The following is an 18,645-nucleotide window of genomic DNA, read 5'->3' on the forward strand; positions in this document are numbered from 1 at the left end:
TCCGCGTGGGAATGCAGCCCGGGACGCTCCGCGTCCCAAAAGCGGACGCAGAGCGTCCGTTGAGGCATTCCCACGCAGAGCGTGGGAACGATCACTAACACAAACACTAAGGCCAGCAGGCTAGCCGCAACCTCCCATTCGCCGTAGCATCGCGCCATTGTTTAGCCGAGGTGCCCATGCTGATTCCCCACGACCAACTTGAAGTCGACACCCTCACTCGCCTGATCGAGGATTTCGTAACCCGTGACGGTACGGATAACGGTGATGACACGCCGCTGGAAACCCGTATTCTGCGGGTTCGCCAGGCATTGACCAAGGGCCAGGCGCTGATTGTCTTCGATCCGGACAGCGAGCAATGCCAGTTGATGCTCAAGCATGATGTGCCCAAGCACCTGTTCGACTGAGGCCTTCAGCGCCCTTTGTTTTTTGCCCGTTTGGCCTGGATGCGGTCGTAGACCTCCGCCCGGTGAACGTTGACGTTCTGCGGCGCTTCGACGCCGAAGCGCACAGTGTTGCCGTTGACCGCAACAATGCGCACAGAAATGTCGTCACCGATGGAAATCAATTCGCCCACAACGCGACTGAGTACAAGCATGACATTCATCCTTCAGGGTTTTCGGACCCTGAAGATGCCCCGCGTGCAGCGGCTCTTCAATACGCTGACAGACAATCAGTCCCGCCCTACAGCGCAGGACGAACGCTTCCTAAGGATACGTCTGACAAATCCTTTGAATGAAGGACCGATCCTTCAGGCAGCGGAGAATCGCGGGCCGAAAAGGATGACGCTCGCCCCGATTACACATAACGCCACGCCGATCCAGTCCGAGCCCAGCGGACGAATCCGCTCGACCACCGCCAGCCAACCAATCGACGCGATGATGTAGATGCCACCGTAAGCGGCGTAGGCGCGACCGGCATAGGTCGCTTCGATGCGGGTCAGCAGCAGCGCGAACAAGGTCAGGCTGAACAGAGCCGGCACGACCCACCAGGCGCTTTTGCCCTGGCGCAGCCACATCCAGAAGGCAAAGCATCCGGCGATTTCAAACAGCGCGGCAAGGAAAAACCACAGGTAATTGAGCATGCAAACGTCTCGCGAGGATGGCCGATTGTGGCCACCCTAACGACGGTGTTGTGCATGGGCAAGCTCAGCCTGCGGTTTGTTTGGCCTTGGCGCGCATTTTATCAGCCATGACGGTCATTTCGTCGTAGAGCAGTTGCGGGTTCTTCTGCTTGAGCGCCCAGGCCATGCGGCCCTGCTCGTGGGGCAGAATCATGAATTCGCCAGCGGCAACGTGCTGATAGATGTAGTCGGCAATGTCGGCAGCGGTGATCGGCGAGCTTTCCAGCAACTTGCCGACCTGGGCTTTCATGGCCGGCGTCGGGCCACGGAAGGAGTCCAGCAGGTTGGTCTGGAAGAACGACGGGCACACCACATGCACGCCGACTTCCTGCTGCGCCAGTTCGATCAGCAGGCTTTCGGACAATGCCACCACGCCAGCCTTGGCCACGTTGTAGTTGCTCATGGCCGGGCCTTGCATCAGGGCTGCCATTGACGCGATGTTGATGATCTTGCCTTTGCTTTTTTCCAGCAGCGGCAGGAAGGCCTTGCAGCCCTTGACCACACCCATCAGGTTGATCGCGATTTGCCAGTCCCAGTCCTCCAGGGACAACTCACTGAAGAACCCGCCCGAGGCAACACCGGCGTTATTGACGATGACATCGATGCCACCGAGTTTCTCTTCGCAAGCCTGAGCGAAAGCGGTCAGCTGGCTATAATCGCGCACGTCGCAGCGCTGGATAAAACCATCGCCACCGGCTTCGCGAACCCGCTTCAGGGTTTCCTGCAGACCGGGTTCGCTGACATCCGACAAGGCCAACTGCCAGCCTTCACGCGCCCAGCGCAGCGCGATTTCGCGACCTAAGCCCGAGCCCGCGCCAGTGATCATCATGCGATTTTGCATAGCAAACAGCCTTGTTGTTCTGGGGAAGATGAGCCGAGTGTAGCGAAGGATATTGCCGGGCCCACGCTCCATCAGATTGCTGAATGGCCCGAGCAAACCGTGGCAAACACTGAACCAACTAGTACAACAAAAAACGAAATAAGCCTTTCTTCGAAAAACATTAAAAAAACTTGGAATTTTCTTTCATACGCGACAGTCGGATTTTGTAAGCAGCCTGGTTTTATAGCATCCCGGCTGACAGTTAAACGCCAGGTATTCCAGAACACTTCCAACAAGGAAATAGACATGGGCACAATTCTTATCGTAATCCTGATCCTCTTGCTGATTGGTGGTTTACCAGTGTTCCCGCACTCCAGAAGTTGGGGTTATGGCCCGTCGGGTATCATCGGCGTCGTGTTGGTGGTGCTGTTGATCCTGCTGTTGCTCGGCAAGATATAAAGGTTTAACCGGCAAAAAAAAGAGGCCCTTTTCAAGGGCCTCTTTTTTTTATTGCATCAAGACTTAGTCCGGCTTGCCGTCAACCACACCGGCGGTATTGTCGATCAGGCTCTTGGTCGCCGTTTGCAGGAACGCTTCGAGCTTGAGCTTCAGCTCAGCGGTACGCGGCGCATCTGGAACGATCTCGGCGTGAGGTGTCGCGCCCAGTTCGTACTGGTACATCTTCGGCGCCATTTCCTTTTCTTTCGGCAGCACCAGGATCTGATCGGCCGTGATGATGGCGGTGGTCTGCTCGCTACCCGACGGCTTGATCACGCCAAAACCGGTGTCGCCTTCAGGCAGGTTGAGCAGGTCGCGCCCCCAGCACTGATGACGCACTTCACCACCAATGCGGCCCATGATGGTCGGCACGATGTCGATCTGCGTGCCCACTGTATGGTCACGCTGGCCGAACTTTTCCTGGATGCCCGGTGCGATCATCAGCATCGGCACGTTGAATCGGCCCAGGTCCATTTCTGTGATCTGACGCTCGTTGCCAAAACCGTGGTCGCCAACAATCACAAACAGGGTTTCCTTGAAATACGGCTCCTTGCGGGCCTTTTCAAAGAACTGGCCCAGCGCCCAGTCTGCGTAGCGCATGGCAGTCAAATGCTCGTTCAGACTGCCGCGATCGGTCACGCGCTCAACCGGCAATGGCGTCGGCAAGGCGTATGGCGTGTGGTTGGACAGGGTTTGCAGCAACGCATAGAACGGCTTGCCGTTTTCCCGCGCCTTGAGCTCGACCAGACCGCGGTCGAACATGTCTTGGTCGGACACGCCCCAGGTCGGATCGGAGAACACCGGATTCACGAAGTCGTTACGACCAATGAAGTTGGTCATGCCCTGGTTGCTGAAGAAACCCGACTGGTTATCCCAGGCGAAGTCGCCGTTATAGACATAGACGTCACCGTAGTCACGGGCGCTGAGCAATTGCGGCAGGCCGGACAACTTGTGGCTGCCTTCCGGCGTCTGCATCAGGTATTCGAAACCCGGCAGATTCGGGAAGCACGCCATGGTGGCGAACATACCCTGGTGAGTATGGGTCCCGTTGGAGAAGAAGCGGTCGAACATCAGGCCTTCCTTCGACAGTTTGTCGAGGTACGGCGTGATGTTGCCCGGTGCGCCCAAGGCACCCACCGAGTGACCGGCCATGCTTTCCATCAGGATCACGACGACGTTCTTGATCGGCAGGGTCTTGTCGGCCGGCGGCGTGTAATCGCGACGCACTGCTGCGGTTTCGGTATCCACCAGTTTGTCGTCCGCCATCACCAGCATGTCACGCACAATTTTCTGCGCTTCCGGCTGTGGCAGGGTTGCCTTCCAGATGTTGTCGCGATCTGCGGACATCCGGCTCTTGGCCGCTGCGACCAAAGACAATGTGCCGTTGAGGCCCAACTGGTTGGCGAAGTTCGAGTCGGTGGTGTAGACGTCCCCCCAACGCAGTGGTGGGCCCTGACGCAACGTGCCACGAGCGGCCACCACGCAGACCAGCAGGCAGACGACGAACACCGCGATGCGCGCATACCACGGGGCGATCTGGCGCGTGCCGATGCTGCCGCCGCTGAATGGACCACGAGGGCGGGTGGCGCGGTCGGCGCCCTTGAACGCCAGGGTCAGGATCAACGTGCCCACGGCCCAGGCCAGCAGGTAGCGAACCACCGGGAAACCGTACCAGAGCATGCTCATTACGGTTTTCGGGTCTTCCTTCACATACTGGAAGACCAGGCCGTTGAGGCGCTGGTGGAACTCGCGGTAGAAATCCATCTCCATCAGGCCGAGGAACAGCGCGATGCTCGAGGCAATGGTCAACCAGAAACGGAAGAACCCGCGTGCGGCCATCGCACGGGTGCTGAACAGCGCCAGCAGCAAAGGAATGCTGAGATAGACCACCAGACGCAGGTCGAAACGCAGACCGTTGACGAACGCTTCGAGAAAGGTCGAGGCGGGGGTGTCGAGGATCATCTCGCTGTTGTAAACCAGCAGCGCAACGCGCAGCAGGCTGAACATGACCATCATGACCAGGGCACACAGCAGCGTGTAGGCCAGATGCGATTTGACGGTCGGTTGCAGCAGGCGACTAGAAGCTCGCTGCTGACTCAGGGCGTCCGGGTTTGCCATGTCGTTTTAGGACCCATTGGAAGTTGAAGTTTCAAAAAATACATCTGCGCCTTAGCCCTCTGTTGGCCAGTACTCGGCCCCGGGGCTTGTGCGGTGCGCAAATGTTGCACGATCAACCGCGGCATTGCCATTGATTACTGCCCGGCATGTTTGGCGCGGGCGAATTGTCTTGTAGACTTTGTGAAAATTTCGTGCAGCGCATATCCCGAAACAAAATAAAGTCCCCTGCTCCTGATGCCGTTAGTTCGGGATATTTCCGTTGCAGCGGTCAACAGCACTCAGCGCTCACCCACTGATCGTTCCCACTCCGCGTGGGAATGCCGCCGGGGACGCTCTGCGTCCCGCTATCGGCGCGAGGCGTGAGTCCTGCGCAGTGGGCAATCCGGCATTCAAATAGAAAACGCCCCGAACCAGTCAGGGCGCTTTATCAAAAGAGCGAATCGATTACTTCTCGGCGCGTTCTTTCAGGGCTTTCAAGGTATTGAATGGCGCATCAACCACAAACTTGTTGGCGACCATCGACGGTATGCTACCGCCCGGCTCGGTGTGCACCTGATAGGTCACTTCGATCTGGTCCCCCTTGGGCACGAACTTCCAGAAACCGTCGACCTTGGTCACCCGCACAAAGCCTTTTTCCTCAGGAATGTACTTCGGCACGCCTTCGAGTTTACGGGTCAGACTGCCATCGGCACCCTCGACGGTGGTCACATGCAGCACCGAATCACGCGCGGTGACCGGCCAAGGCGTATTGAACTGGGTGTAAGTCCAGCTCTGATCACCTTCGTGTTTGAGCAACTTCTGGGTCTTGCATTCGTGAATCCAGGCGCAGGCCCCTGGCACGTCTTCCTGCAATGCGCGCAGTTTGGCCAGGGTGGTCTTCATCAGCGTGACACCACGGTAGGCCTTGTAATCGGAGCCGGCCACCTCGCTCAAGGAGATCTTGATGCCGTCCTGTTCCTTGGCGACTTTCCAGTCTTCGGCCTGAGCAGCCGTGGAAGAGAGTATTACCGTCAAACCACACAGCACAGCCATACGTTGCAGCGAACCCATAATCTTATTCCTTATTGTTGAAGTTCCGTTGGGTGAACACATCACGCAGCCGTCATTTGCTCCCACCAACCCAGCAATTTGATCGCTTCGTCACTGCTGCTTCCGCAGACTTCGATGTCGGCTTCGAAAGCCGAACACACGGCAGGACGTTCCGGGTTGCCGAAAATATTGCACAGGTTTTCGACAGAAAGTTGTACGCAACGTTCTCCGGCGGCTTTGCCCTTGGGCATTCCGGGAATCGGTGAACTGATGGAAGGGGCAATGCAACAGGCGCCACAGCCTTCACGGCATTTCATGACGACGAGCTCCTCGCGACGGGCGATGTGTTAAAGGACGTGGCACAGAGTAACCGCTAAAACGCTTGTTTAAAATTGCCTGGACCCGGGTTTTTTCGCTCAAAACGAGCGTGACTGACCAGTCTCCGACAAAGCGTCTGGCCAGCGGGTCACAGATGGGAGGGAATTACCGCTTGAACTCGAATTCCAGCGCTGCGCCTTCGACTTCACGGCGCTCTTCGTTGCGCAGTTGCAACTGCATTTCGTTGCTGATCAGCCGTCCGTTGAGCTGAAACGGAGTGCTGCCAGCCTTGTCACCGAACATTTGCGGCAATACTGCATCGTGCCGTGGCAACGCTACCGTACCGATCGGTTTCAGCTCCTCGACCATGTCCTCGGGCAGGCTCAAGTCCAGATTGGCCGAAGGAAGCTTGGTTTTCACGACCTCACTGGCCGGCTTGGACTTGGAGACAATCGGCGGTCGTTTTTTCACCGGGGCCGCTTTCTTTTTGACCGGCGCGGCTTTTTTGCCGGGAGCCGGTTTTTTCGATGTGGCGCTGGCTGCCGGCTTTTCCTGAACGGAAGCCGCCATGACGCCTTCGGCCTGGAGCGTCATCAGAAGGCAGATCGATAGCCAGACGGCGGGGAAAATCGATTTCATGTACCCAACGGCGCAACGGCAGGAGGCCATATGCTCGCCTGTTGCAGGCAACATGACAAGCACGGACAGGAATAACCTGCCAGCCCCGTCACAGGCCGCCGGCCATCTCCTGGCAGAGCTGGGTGGCCAGCATGCCCAGGGTCATCAATGCACGCTCGGCTTCACGGTTCCACGGTGTGCCGCAGTTCAGCCGAATGCAGTGATTGAACTGCTCGGTGTTACTGAAAATCAGCCCCGGCGCGATACTGATGCCCTGCTGCAACGCACGAACGTGCAGCTCCTGAGTGTTGACCCGCCCCGGCAGACTGACCCAAAGAATGAAGCCGCCGGTAGGCCGGGTCATCTGTGTGCCTTCCGGGAAGTATTGCTGCACGGCCAGCTGGAAGGCGCTGAGGTTCTTGCGGTACTCCTGACGGATGTAGCGCAAATGCCGGTCGTAACCACCGTTCTCCAGATAGGCCGCAATACCCATTTGCGTGACGCTGCAGGCCGAATGGGTACTGAAGGTCTGCAAACGCTGGATTTCCTGCTGGTACTTGCCGGCAATCATCCAGCCGATCCGCACGCCCGGCGACAGGGTTTTGGAGAAACTTGAGCAATAGATCACCCGGTCCAGCCGATCGTAGGCTTTAAGCGACTTGGTGCGACCCTGCTCGAACATCAACTCGCCGTAGATATCGTCTTCAACAATCTGGATATCGAAATCCGAGGCCAGACGCAGCAGTTGCTTTTGCCGCTCTTCAGGCATGGTGCCGCCTAATGGATTGCTCAGGCGAGTGGTCAACACCAGCGCCTTGATCGACCACTGGTTGGCCGCGAGTTGCAAGGCTTCGAGGCTCATGCCAGTGGCTGGATCGCTGGGGATTTCGATGACCTTGAGGCCCAGCAGGTCAGCCAGTTGCAACAAACCGTAGTAGGTCGGCGACTCGGCGGCGATCAAATCGCCCGGCCGGGTCAGCACGCGCAGCGACATCTGCAAGGCATCAACGCAGCCGTGGGTAATCACCACTTCCGACGGATCGACCACCACGCCGGCATCGCGCATGCGGATCGCCACTTGACGTCGCAGCGGTTCGAAACCCGGGCTGAACATGTAGCTGAAAGCCCGCGGGCTATGGAACCGGGTGACTTTGGCCAGTTGCTGATGCAGCGCCCGCACCGGCAGATAATCGACGCTCGGCACGGCCGCGCCCAAAGGGAACACACCTTCGCGGCGAGACTCGACCAGGACTTGTTGAATGATGCTGCTGCGAGTGACCAGACCGGGACGTTCGACTCGGGCGATGTCCGGTGTCGGTGCGGTCAAGGCCGGGGTCTGGTGCACGTAGTAACCCGACTGCGGCCGGGCGCGGATCAGCCCCTGATCCTCGAGGTTGGCGTAAGCCTGCAACACCGTCGCATGGCTGACGTTGAGCTGCGAGCTCATCTTGCGCACCGAAGGCACGCGCTCCCCCGGTTGATAGACGCCACGGCGGATGTCTTCGGCCAGTTGCTGAGCAATACGTTGGTAGAGCAAGAGATTGGTCATGACGCAGCACTCGATTTCACGGGCATTTTATTCTTGTGTGAAACAATACCGGAACAGTTTAGAAGTGTACTGGGACAGTTGCCACAATAGTCGACCGTACAGTGCATTGTCAGCAAAAACTGTACTGCTTTTATTCGCCCGGCGAGAGGTAAATGGCAGGCACAAAAAACCCGGCGCTGACTGGCAGGCCGGGTTTTCCAGTGACGCAGCCCTTAGCGGGCAGCGCCGAGCTGGCCTTTTTCGTCGGAGAACACAATTTCCACCCGACGGTTCTGTGCCCGGCCCCGCTCGGAGGCGTTCACGTCCACCGGGTATTCATCGCCATACCCTTCGACCTGGATGCGTTTGTCGTCGATGCCCAGATCCATCAGCACGTTCGCTACCGATTGCGCACGGTCGCGAGACAGCTTGAGGTTTTCCTGCTTGCCGCCGGTACTGTCGGCGTAGCCTTCGATGCGCACCACGCGCTTGGGGTTGAGCTGCAGGAACTGCACGATCTTCAACACCACACGGTTCGCCGAGTTTTTCAACTCGGCTTCGCCCGTGTCGAACAGCACATCGCCCAAGGTCATCACCAGGCCTCGGTCGGTCTGGGTGGTCGCCAGCGCGACAATCTGTTCTTCGAGCCACTTGCCCTGCTGCTGCACGCTGAGCAGTTTGGATTCGCGCAGGGCCAGTTGCAGTCGTTGACGCTCCAGTTCGAGCTTCGCGGCACGTTCTTCGTTGAGCACCTGATTGGTGTGTTCGCGCGCGATTTCGCTGTAGCGCTCACTCAGGTAAGCGTAATGCAGCACGTCCGATCCACTGCCCCAGTAGCTGGACAGACGATCGGCGCGGGCCAGCGACTCACCCGCGCGAATCACGTCCTTGGGCGCAATTCGCAGCACGCTGGAGTCTTCCTTGACCTTCTGGAAGTCAGTACTGGCTTGCTGCAACGCGGCCTCGTTGTGCTGACCGGCACAACCATAGAGACTTACGCAGCCTGCCAGGATCAAACCGCCGAGTGCTTTGGTCTTGAGGTTCATTGGGCATCTCCCAGTTGCTTGCGCAGGCGAGTGATGCGGGTATTGAGCACGTTCAACTGCTCCTCGCTCTTGAGGGTCAGAACCCGGGCTTCGGCCAGACGCGCGTCCAGCTCGGCCTGCTCGGCCCGCATGCGCGCGTTCTTGAAGGATTGGTCGTTCATGCTGCCCTTGGCACGGTTGAACTTGTCTTCGGCCAGTTTCATTTCCGGCACGTCCTCGGCAATGGCGCCCACGGCCTTTGCCTGTACGAGTGCCTGTTCGGTCAGGCGCATTTGTTCATTCGGCGCCGGATCGGCTGCACAACCCGCCAGAGCCAGAACGGCCAGGGCAGCGAAAAGAGGTCGAATACTCACTAAAAATCCCTACTGTTTTGGGGTCCTGACGGGTTGTTGCGGCGATTGCTGCTGTTGCGCCTTCCAGCGCTCGATATTGCGTTGCAGCACGGCTTCCGTCAGTCCGGACGCGGGCAATTCTGTCATCTTTTTGGCCAGCTGTCCGCGCAACCACGGATCGTTGCAGGCTGAGCTGTGGGAAACCGCGAGGAACAGGCCGGGTTTGTCGATCGGTTGTGGACGGGCGATCAGGTCGTTGGCCAGGTTAAGTGTCTGCGCAGCTGCCATGCCCGAGTAGCGTCCCGCAAGGACAAATTCCACCTCGCCCAGCAGCAATTTCTGAAACGCCTGGGTCAGGTTGGGAGTCCGTATGAGGGTCAATTGCTGCTCGGCGAACGTGCCAAATGCCGGGGTCATGCGAGACTTTTCCGACAACGCGCCGGGATGACCGTGAAGGTCCTGCGCTTCGTTGTAGTCCAGCGTCGAGTCTTTGCGGGTCCAGACCAGGTAATCGTTTTCCAGTAACGGAGGATGAATGTAATCCAGGGATTCCAGTTCACTGACCGTCAATGACGCATCCGCCAGCATGTCCATTCGCCCACTGCGCACTTCGTCCAGGGCCTGGGAGCGTTTGCCGGCGTAAAGCAGTTCGACCTTGATCCCCAGCTCCCCCGCCACTTGCTGCAACAGGTCAGCACTGGCGCCGATCAGGTGCTTGGGGTTTTGCGGATCTTGCCACAGGTACGGCGGCGCATCCGGGCTGCCGGTCACCACCAGGCGTTCGCACTTGCCCGCGGCGACGGACAGCACCGGCAACACCGTCAGACCCAGCAGCAATGACCAGCCGTAAACTCGGCGCAGATCCATGGCGACACTCTCCCACTCAAATCCGAAACAAAAAAAAGCCCGACCAAAAGGTCGGGCTCTTTATAAGTCAGGCCGCTGGATTAGACCAGCTTCTCAAACTCAGGGATGGCTTCGAAAAGGTCCGCCACCAGGCCGTAATCGGCCACCTGGAAGATCGGCGCTTCTTCGTCCTTGTTGATCGCAACGATCACTTTGGAGTCTTTCATGCCGGCCAGGTGCTGGATCGCGCCGGAGATACCGACGGCGATGTACAGCTGTGGAGCAACGATCTTGCCGGTCTGACCGACCTGCATGTCGTTGGGTACAAAACCTGCGTCGACCGCGGCGCGGGAAGCACCGACGGCAGCGCCCAGCTTGTCAGCCAGGGCGTACAGGTGTTTGAAGTTGTCGCCGTTCTGCATGCCACGGCCGCCGGAAACGACGATCTTGGCAGCGGTCAGTTCCGGACGATCGGACTTGGCCAGTTCTTCGCCGACGAAGCTCGATGTGCCAGCGTCGTGAGCAGCCGCAACGGCTTCAACAGCCGCCGAACCCCCTTCAGCAGCAACCGGGTCGAAACCGGTGGCGCGAACGGTGATCACTTTGACCGCAGCGTTCGACTGAACGGTGGCGATGGCGTTACCGGCGTAGATCGGGCGCTTGAAGGTGTCAGCGCTTTCGACCGAGATGATCTCGGAGATCTGGTCAACGTCCAGCTGGGCGGCAACGCGCGGGAGGATGTTTTTGCCGTTGGAAGTCGCGGCAGCCAGGATGTGGCTGTAGCCCTTGCCCAACTCTGCTACCAGCGGCGCAACGTTTTCCGGCAGTTGGTGAGCGTAGGCGGCGTTGTCGGCCACCAGCACTTTCGCCACACCAGCGATTTTCGCAGCGGCTTCAGCCACGGCGCCAACGCCCTGACCTGCAACCAGTACATGAACATCGCCACCGATTTTCGCAGCGGCAGCCACGGTGTTCAGCGTGGCCGGGGCCACTGCTTTGTTGTCGTGTTCAGCGATTACCAAGATAGTCATGATTAGATTACCTTCGCTTCGTTTTTCAGTTTTTCAACCAGTTCAGCCACCGACTTGACCTTGATACCCGCGCTGCGTGCAGCTGGCGCTTCGACTTTCACGGTCTTGTTGGTGGAGGCGGTGGAAACGCCCAAAGCGTCCGGAGTCAGCACTTCGAGAGGCTTCTTCTTGGCTTTCATGATGTTTGGCAGGGACGCGTAGCGCGGCTCGTTCAAACGCAGGTCGGTGGTGACGATGGCCGGCAGTTTGAGGGAAACCGTCTGCGCGCCGCCGTCGACTTCGCGAGTCACGGCAACGGTGTCGCCGCTGATTTCGACTTTGGATGCGAACGTGCCCTGACCGTAGCCGCTCAATGCTGCGAGCATCTGGCCAGTCTGGTTGTTGTCGCTGTCGATGGCTTGTTTGCCGAGGATCACCAGCTGAGGCTGTTCCTTGTCGACAACCGCTTTCAACAGTTTGGCAACGGCCAGGGAAGTCAGATCTTCGGCGGATTCGACGAGGATGGCGCGGTCGGCACCCAGAGCCAGCGCGGTGCGCAGTTGCTCTTGAGCGGTGGACGGGCCGATGGAGACGACGACGATTTCAGTCGCAACACCTTTCTCTTTCAGGCGTATGGCTTCTTCCACTGCGATTTCGCAGAACGGGTTCATCGACATCTTGACGTTGGCGAGGTCAACGCCGGAATTGTCCGCCTTGACGCGAACCTTGACGTTGTAATCCACAACGCGTTTGACAGCTACAAGAACCTTCATGGATTCCTCGTTACTCTCCGGTGAAAAGAAAGTCGCCTAGGCGAACCTGGCGGTTTGATGCTCATCGGCGCAAGGGCACCTCTAAAAACGCTGGCAAAGGTGTCAAGGGATAAGCGCTCACGATGCTGATGACCGTTCGTCAGTGATGACTGACAAGTCATTCAATATCGCGACGTGTAAACTGCGCAGCAAACTTGCGCGGCGCACCACCCTGTACTGCCATCGCCCTGTCTTTAGAGGTGCTCTTGAAACCAACAGTCAGCCTACGGCGAGCGCAAAACCGACCGTATATTGACCGGAACGCCTATTCCGGTCAATACGGCAAAATGGCCAGTCATAAGCCGCGTGACTTTGATTTCTCTGGCTTTGAGCCGATTCAAACAAACGTTTGTATTGGACGCTAGGAGTGGTGTAGATATAATGCGCCACCCAGAGAGAAAGGTGGTTCATCGATTGTCCTCTTCCAGCATTGAGCAGGAATTCATGGATGCGACACCAAACCTCCAATTAGAAAAAAAACTGTTGAGCCTTGAGTAGGAGATAACCTGTGGAACGCGAATACATGGAATTCGACGTGGTCATCGTCGGTGCCGGCCCCGCGGGTCTTTCCGCCGCCTGCCGATTGAAGCAGAAGGCCGCCGAAGCCGGTAAGGAAATCAGCGTCTGCGTGGTCGAAAAAGGCTCCGAAGTCGGTGCTCACATTCTCTCCGGCGCGATTTTCGAACCCCGCGCCCTGAACGAATTGTTCCCGGACTGGAAAGAACTCGGCGCCCCGCTGAACACGCCGGTTACTCGCGATGACATCTTCGTTCTCAAGAACGCCGACAGCGCGCAGAAGATTCCTGACTTCTTTGTGCCCAAGACCATGCACAACGAAGGCAACTACATCATCTCCCTGGGCAACCTATGCCGCTGGCTGGCCCAGCAGGCCGAGAACCTGGGTGTAGAAATCTACCCGGGCTTCGCCGCTCAGGAAGCGCTGTTCGACGAGAACGGCGTGGTTCGCGGAATTATCACGGGCGATCTGGGCGTTGACCGCGAAGGCCATCCGAAAGAAGGCCTGTACACCCCGGGCATGGAACTGCGTGGCAAGTACACGCTGTTCGCCGAAGGTTGCCGCGGCCATATCGGCAAGCAGCTGATCAAGCGCTTCAACCTCGACAGCGATGCCGACGCCCAGCACTACGGCATCGGCCTGAAAGAAATCTGGGAAGTCGATCCGGCCAAGCACCAGCCAGGCCTGGTAGTCCACACCGCCGGTTGGCCGCTGGACATCATGGGCACCGAGAACACCGGTGGCTCGTTCCTCTATCACCTGGAAAACAATCAGGTTGTAGTGGGTCTGATCGTCGACCTGTCCTACAGCAACACTTACTTGTCGCCATTCGACGAGTTCCAGCGCCTCAAGCATCACCCGGTGCTCAAGCAGTACCTGGAAGGCGGCAAGCGCATCAGCTACGGTGCTCGCGCCATCTCCAAGGGCGGCCTGAACTCGCTGCCGAAAATGGTCTTCAAGGGCGGCGCGCTGATCGGTTGCGACCTCGGCACCCTGAACTTCGCCAAGATCAAAGGCAGCCACACCGCGATGAAGTCCGGCATGCTCGCCGCTGAATCCGTGGCCGAGGCGCTGTTTGCTGAAAAAGACGGCACCGAAGAGCTGACCACTTACGTCGACGCCTTCAAGAAGAGCTGGCTCCACGACGAACTGTTCACCAGCCGCAACTTCGGCCCGGCGATCCACAAGTTCGGCGCCATCGTCGGCGGCGGTTTCAACTGGCTCGACCAGAACATCTTCGGCGGCAAACTGCCGTTCACCCTGCACGATAACAAGCCGGATTACGCTTGCCTGAAACTGGCGGCCGATTGCAAGAAAATCGACTACCCGAAACCGGACGGCAAGATCAGCTTCGACAAACTCAGCTCGGTGTTCATCTCCGGTACCAACCATGAAGAAGAACAGCCGTGCCACCTGAAGCTGACCGACCCGAGCATCCCGATCGCCAAGAACCTGCCGATGTACGATGAGCCCGCTCAGCGCTACTGCCCGGCCGGCGTGTATGAAGTGGTGACCAAGGAAGACGGCGAGAAGCGCTTCCAGATCAATGCCCAGAACTGCGTTCACTGCAAGACCTGCGACATCAAGGACCCTGCACAGAACATCACCTGGGTGGCGCCGGAAGGCTCCGGCGGCCCGACTTATCCCAACATGTAAGTCGAACGGCTGAACATCAAGGCTCCCGAATGGGGGCCTTTTTGTTGTCCGTCAGGCAGCGCGCTCATCGCCGGGATTACGCTCGAAGTAGCGCTTGTACTCGCGACTGAACTGCGACGTACTTTGATACCCGACCCGATGCGCCACCTGCGCCACACCCAAACCTTCGGCCACCAGCAACGTCTGCGCCTTGAGCAAGCGCAAGCGCTTCAAGTACTGCACCGGCGATAACAAGGTGCTGCGTTTGAAATGCTCATGAAACGTCGACGCACTCATGTTCGCGCAGCTGGCCAAAGTCTCGACATTCAACGGCTCGGTGTAATGCGCATGCAAATGGCTGATCGACGCCGCGACACGGGCGAACTGACCCTGCTGCTCCACCAGCGCACGTAACACATCGGCTTGCGGTCCACGCAACGCGACGAACAGCAACTCACGCAATCGTGACGGCCCCATGATCCGGGATTCCAGCGGATCGTGCAGGCAACGCAACAGCCGCTCCACACAACCGCGCATCCCGTCGTCGAGTATTACCGACGTCATCGACTCCGGCGTCTGCACCGCAATATGCCGTCCCGGCGACAGTCCCATGGCCAGCACCAACTCACCCAGCAGCACCCGGTCAATCGCTACAGAAACCCCAAGCAGCGGCGCATTCGGCAAGGCAAAGGTTTCGCACTCGAACGGCACCGGCAACGCTTGAATCAAATAATGCCCGGCGCCGTATTCCAGCGTTCGCGGCCCTAGATACGCCAGTTTGCTGCCCTGGGCGATGATCATCAGGCTTGGCTCATAGATATGCGGGCCCCGGGCGACATCGCAACTCGCCCGCAAGACCTGCACGCCGGGCAACGCGGTCTGTGTGAAACCGTCGCGGATCGCCAGTGGCTCAATCAGCGAAACCAGGGTGGCATTGGCATCGAGATGACGGGTCAACAACATGGGGAGCTCTTCACAGAAAAAGTCACGGAAAAAGGGATGAAAGCATCATCGCAGGTCTGATCGCCCATTTGACCAGTCAAAGAAACAAGCCGGAGGATTAGGCATGACACCCGGAGGAATCGCCATGGCCGGTGACAGGTGCGACGCCCAGAATGGCCCCTCTCACCTGTCACCGCTTTTGCGAGGTTCATCATGTACACCGCCATCGGATACGCCGCCCAGTCGGCCACCACTCCCCTCGCCCCCGTGAAATTCGAGCGCCGCAGCCCTCGGGCCGACGACGTTGCGATCGATATTCTCTACTGCGGTGTTTGCCATTCCGACATCCACCAGGCACGCAACGAGTGGGGCATTGCCGTTTATCCGTTGATGCCTGGCCACGAGATCGTAGGCAAAGTTACCGCGATTGGTTCGAACGTCACCCAGCACAAAATCGGCGATCTGGTCGGCGTCGGCTGCATGGTTGACTCCTGCCGCAGCTGCGAAGCCTGCCAGTCGAACCTTGAGCAATACTGCCTCGAAGGTCCGACCATGACGTACGCCACTCCGGACCGCGTCGATGGCAGCAACACCATGGGCGGTTACTCCGACAGCATCGTGGTCAGCGAGCACTTCGTCGTGCGCATCCCGGAAAAACTCGATCTGGCCAGCGCCGCGCCGATCCTCTGCGCCGGCATCACCACCTACTCGCCGCTCAAGCACTACGGCGTGAAGGCGGGCGATAAGGTCGGGATTCTCGGCATGGGCGGCCTCGGTCACATGGGCATCAAGTTCGCCAAGGCGATGGGCGCGGAAGTGACGCTGTTCACCCGCTCGGCGAGCAAGGCTGAAGAAGGTCGTCGTCAAGGCGCAGACCACGTGATCGTCTCCACCGATGCCGATCAGATGAAGGCTGCGGCCGGCCATTTCGACTTCCTGCTGGACACCATTCCGGTGCAGCACGACCTCAATCCCTACCTCGATACGCTGCGTTTCGACGGCGTGCACATTCTGGTCGGGCTGATCGAACCGGTAGATCCACCGGTCCACGCTGGCAAACTGGTGATGAGCCGTCGCGTATTGGCCGGCTCGCTGATCGGTGGCATCGCCGAAACCCAGGAAGTGCTGGATTTCTGCGCCGAGCACAACATCACCTGCGACATCGAAATGCTCGACATCCGCCAGATCAACGAGGCTTACGCCCGCATGATTGCAGGTGATGTGAAGTACCGTTTCGTGATCGACATGGCGACATTGAAGGTCTGATCAGACCTTAGCGCCAAGCTCCGCCGACAGCCGGGCTGTGACCCCTTTGATCAGGGGAATCAGCTCGGCCATTTTTTCCAGCGGCATATACGGCACGGTGCTGGCGATGCTGATGCCGGCAACGATGCGTTTGCTGGCATCGCGGATCGGCGCCGCCACGCAGCGGATCGACGGTTCGTTGTCTTCCAGATCGAAGGCATATCCGCCCGCTACATACTCGACCATGCGCTGCTGAAACTGCTCCCAGGACTGCTCCGGGTGTTGCGGCCAGAACTGATTTTTCCCACCCGCCGGCAAGCTGACTTCGTACAACCGCTGCCATTCGTCCTGCGTGTCATCGAGCATCAGCGCCTTGCCGATCCCGGTACGCGCCAACGGCATGCGATGGCCGACCCGCGAACGCATTTCCGGGCCATTGCGCCCCGGATTCTTGTGCAGGTACAGCACCTCGTCGCCTTCACGAATCGCCAAATGAATGGTGTCGCCGGTCAACGCCGACAACTCATCCAGATACGGACCGGCCAAGGTCACCAACGGCAGCTCTTCGCGCGCCTGGAAACCCAGTTCGATCAGCTTCGGCCCTAACAAATAACCGACTTGCGGCACCACGCGCAGGTAACGCTCGTCCACCAGACAACTGGCCAGACGATGGGTGGTGCTGCGGGTGGTGCCGATCAGCCGGGCGATTTCCTTGAGATCGCGAGCACCACTGGCCACGGCCTGAACCACACCCAAACCACGAAGCAGTGTCTGGGTGCCGGTCGGTGCGGCGTCCTTGGCGATTTTTGGGGCGTCTTCCTGCATATCCAGCCTTTACCGTTGAGCGAGTGAACGGGCGGCATTATGGTCGCCCGACGGCTGCGACTACAACTTGATACGCTCGACCTTGCCTACCAGCAAGATGTAGGAAAGCGCACCAATCAACGCCAGAACCGAAATGTAGGTGATCGCCGGGGCAAACGAATCACCGGTGGCGAGGAAACCGATGACGATCGGCGTGGTAATCGCCGACAGGTTGCCGATGAAGTTGAACACCCCGCCGGTCAATCCCAGCAATCGCGCCGGGGCCAGCGTTGAAACCAGCGACCAGGTGATCGAAGCCAGCCCGTTACCGAAGAACGCCAACGCGAGGAAGGCAATCACCAGCGGTGTCGACTCGACGAAGTTGGCGCCGATGATCGAGGTGGAAATCAGCAGGCCGCCAATGATCGGCAACTTGCGGGCGAAACCCACTGTGTAACCGCGGCGGATCAGCCAGTCGGAAAAGAACCCCGAACACAGCACACCGACGAAGGCTGCGAGAAACGGCAGCGACGCCAATAGGCCGGACTTGATGAAGTCCATGCCGCGATATTTCACCAGGTAGGTCGGGAACCACGTCAGAAAAAACCACAACGTCGAGTTGAGGCAAAACTGGCCGAGGTAGATACCCCACAATTTGCGTTTGGTCAGAACGATGCCGAGATCGGTCCAGCTGAATTTGGCTTTGACTTTGGCTTGTTCAGCCTGGATATCCACCAAGCCGCCGCCCTCGCGGATCAGGTCGATTTCGGCGTCATTGGCGCCTTTGAAATCCCGTGGCTCGCGGTACACCGCGTACCAGATCACCGCCCAGAGAATGCCCACCGCACCGGTGCTGACAAACACCATGTGCCAACCATATTGATGCTGCAGCCAAGCCAATACCGGCGTAAGGAACGCCAGACCGACGAATTGCCCGGACGTGTAGAAACCGATCGCCGTAGCACGCTCGCGCTCGGGAAACCAAGTGGTGACCACACGGCTGTTGATCGGGTACGCCGGTGCTTCCAGTGCGCCGACCGCCATACGCAACACGAACAGGGCGATGAAGCTGGCCGCGAAGCCAAGCATGACGGTGGCGATCGACCATAACAGCAGCGCGACGCTATAGAGAATCCGCGGCGGGACGCGATCAACCAGCCAGCCGCCGGGGATTTGCATGGCGGCGTAAGTCCAGCCGAATGCGGAGAAAATCAGACCGACATGAATCGGATCGATGCCCAGTTCGCTGGTCAGCGCAGGAGCGGCGATGGACAGGTTGCTGCGGTCCAGGTAGTTGATCACCACGGTGATAAACAGCAGGACCATGATGAAAAAACGCTTGCGGCTGGGCGTCACCAACGACGCCTGCCCTGTGAGGGTTTGCGGTTGCATGGGGAGTGCCTCTTC

General features: G+C 58.7%; 20 protein-coding genes. 4 read left to right on the forward strand and 16 right to left on the reverse strand.

The features are described 5' to 3' along the window. Positions 1–176 precede the first annotated feature (176 nt). Entirely contained in the window at positions 177–404 is a 228-nt protein-coding gene (locus tag ACYZT0_RS18050) for a YheU family protein (protein ID WP_462042380.1), read from the forward strand. A 5-nt stretch (positions 405–409) separates the two neighbouring features. Here ACYZT0_RS18050 and csrA read toward each other — a convergent pair whose 3' ends face one another. The 3 genes from csrA to ACYZT0_RS18065 form a co-directional block, all read right to left on the reverse strand. Beyond that, positions 410–595 carry a carbon storage regulator CsrA gene (gene csrA / locus ACYZT0_RS18055; protein WP_282380831.1) on the reverse strand — a complete coding sequence of 62 codons (186 nt, stop codon included), beginning with the start codon at positions 593–595 and terminating at the stop codon, positions 410–412. A 153-nt stretch (positions 596–748) separates the two neighbouring features. Next, the gene (locus ACYZT0_RS18060; RefSeq protein ID WP_462042381.1) at positions 749–1,081 is read right to left on the reverse strand and encodes a YnfA family protein; all 333 of its coding nucleotides are present in this window, start codon (positions 1,079–1,081) and stop codon (positions 749–751) included. A gap of 64 nt (positions 1,082–1,145) precedes the next feature. Then, positions 1,146–1,961, reverse strand: coding sequence for an SDR family oxidoreductase (locus ACYZT0_RS18065; protein WP_462042382.1), 816 nt, complete (start codon positions 1,959–1,961; stop codon positions 1,146–1,148). Between the two features lie 279 nt (positions 1,962–2,240). Here ACYZT0_RS18065 and ACYZT0_RS18070 point away from each other — a divergent pair, with 279 nt between their 5' ends. After that, positions 2,241–2,399, forward strand: a complete 159-nt coding sequence (locus ACYZT0_RS18070; RefSeq protein ID WP_172901242.1) for a DUF3309 family protein — start codon at positions 2,241–2,243, stop codon at positions 2,397–2,399. Between the two features lie 63 nt (positions 2,400–2,462). Here ACYZT0_RS18070 and ACYZT0_RS18075 read toward each other — a convergent pair whose 3' ends face one another. The 10 genes from ACYZT0_RS18075 to ACYZT0_RS18120 all read right to left on the reverse strand — a co-directional run bounded on the left by ACYZT0_RS18075 (position 2,463) and on the right by ACYZT0_RS18120 (position 12,056). Beyond that, entirely contained in the window at positions 2,463–4,556 is a 2,094-nt protein-coding gene (locus ACYZT0_RS18075; RefSeq protein ID WP_462042383.1) for an LTA synthase family protein, read from the reverse strand. Positions 4,557–5,000: 444 nt separating this feature from the next. Beyond that, complete coding sequence (locus ACYZT0_RS18080; protein ID WP_462042384.1) at positions 5,001–5,606, reverse strand: START domain-containing protein; 606 nt, start codon at positions 5,604–5,606, stop codon at positions 5,001–5,003. 41 nt (positions 5,607–5,647) lie between these two features. Further along, positions 5,648–5,902, reverse strand: coding sequence for a YkgJ family cysteine cluster protein (locus ACYZT0_RS18085; RefSeq protein ID WP_462042385.1), 255 nt, complete (start codon positions 5,900–5,902; stop codon positions 5,648–5,650). A 166-nt stretch (positions 5,903–6,068) separates the two neighbouring features. After that, a complete protein-coding gene (locus tag ACYZT0_RS18090; protein WP_462042386.1) occupies positions 6,069–6,542 on the reverse strand; it encodes a translation initiation factor 2 in 474 nt (157 codons plus the stop codon). A gap of 88 nt (positions 6,543–6,630) precedes the next feature. Beyond that, positions 6,631–8,070: an aminotransferase-like domain-containing protein gene (locus ACYZT0_RS18095; RefSeq protein ID WP_462035926.1), complete on the reverse strand. Its 1,440-nt coding sequence runs from the start codon at positions 8,068–8,070 to the stop codon at positions 6,631–6,633. A 212-nt stretch (positions 8,071–8,282) separates the two neighbouring features. Further along, the gene (locus tag ACYZT0_RS18100) at positions 8,283–9,095 is read right to left on the reverse strand and encodes an OmpA family protein (protein ID WP_462042387.1); all 813 of its coding nucleotides are present in this window, start codon (positions 9,093–9,095) and stop codon (positions 8,283–8,285) included. Beyond that, positions 9,092–9,448 carry a DUF4398 domain-containing protein gene (locus tag ACYZT0_RS18105; RefSeq protein WP_462042388.1) on the reverse strand — a complete coding sequence of 119 codons (357 nt, stop codon included), beginning with the start codon at positions 9,446–9,448 and terminating at the stop codon, positions 9,092–9,094. The genes ACYZT0_RS18100 and ACYZT0_RS18105 overlap by 4 nt, the downstream gene beginning before the upstream one ends. 9 nt (positions 9,449–9,457) lie before the next feature. Beyond that, the gene (locus ACYZT0_RS18110; RefSeq protein ID WP_462042389.1) at positions 9,458–10,294 is read right to left on the reverse strand and encodes a substrate-binding periplasmic protein; all 837 of its coding nucleotides are present in this window, start codon (positions 10,292–10,294) and stop codon (positions 9,458–9,460) included. Between the two features lie 80 nt (positions 10,295–10,374). Further along, the gene (locus tag ACYZT0_RS18115) at positions 10,375–11,304 is read right to left on the reverse strand and encodes an electron transfer flavoprotein subunit alpha/FixB family protein (protein WP_462042390.1); all 930 of its coding nucleotides are present in this window, start codon (positions 11,302–11,304) and stop codon (positions 10,375–10,377) included. 2 nt (positions 11,305–11,306) lie between these two features. Beyond that, a complete protein-coding gene (locus tag ACYZT0_RS18120; protein ID WP_462042391.1) occupies positions 11,307–12,056 on the reverse strand; it encodes an electron transfer flavoprotein subunit beta/FixA family protein in 750 nt (249 codons plus the stop codon). Positions 12,057–12,603: 547 nt separating this feature from the next. Here ACYZT0_RS18120 and ACYZT0_RS18125 point away from each other — a divergent pair. Continuing rightward, positions 12,604–14,268, forward strand: a complete 1,665-nt coding sequence (locus ACYZT0_RS18125; protein WP_462042392.1) for an electron transfer flavoprotein-ubiquinone oxidoreductase — start codon at positions 12,604–12,606, stop codon at positions 14,266–14,268. Positions 14,269–14,319: 51 nt separating this feature from the next. Here the strand turns inward: ACYZT0_RS18125 and ACYZT0_RS18130 are convergent, their stop codons facing one another. Beyond that, entirely contained in the window at positions 14,320–15,210 is an 891-nt protein-coding gene (locus ACYZT0_RS18130) for an AraC family transcriptional regulator (protein ID WP_462042393.1), read from the reverse strand. Positions 15,211–15,402: 192 nt separating this feature from the next. Between ACYZT0_RS18130 and ACYZT0_RS18135 the strand changes: the two genes are divergently transcribed. Then, on the forward strand, positions 15,403–16,455 hold the full coding sequence (locus ACYZT0_RS18135; RefSeq protein ID WP_462042394.1) for an NAD(P)-dependent alcohol dehydrogenase: 1,053 nt from the start codon (positions 15,403–15,405) through the stop codon (positions 16,453–16,455). On the opposite strand, the gene ACYZT0_RS18140 is transcribed toward ACYZT0_RS18135, so the two are convergent. Both ACYZT0_RS18140 and ACYZT0_RS18145 read right to left on the reverse strand, forming a co-directional pair. Next, on the reverse strand, positions 16,456–17,259 hold the full coding sequence (locus ACYZT0_RS18140; protein ID WP_462042395.1) for an IclR family transcriptional regulator: 804 nt from the start codon (positions 17,257–17,259) through the stop codon (positions 16,456–16,458). 60 nt (positions 17,260–17,319) lie between these two features. Beyond that, positions 17,320–18,630 carry an MFS transporter gene (locus ACYZT0_RS18145; protein WP_149629305.1) on the reverse strand — a complete coding sequence of 437 codons (1,311 nt, stop codon included), beginning with the start codon at positions 18,628–18,630 and terminating at the stop codon, positions 17,320–17,322. Positions 18,631–18,645 lie beyond the last annotated feature (15 nt).

This window comes from Pseudomonas sp. ZS1P83 (genome assembly GCF_054897825.1).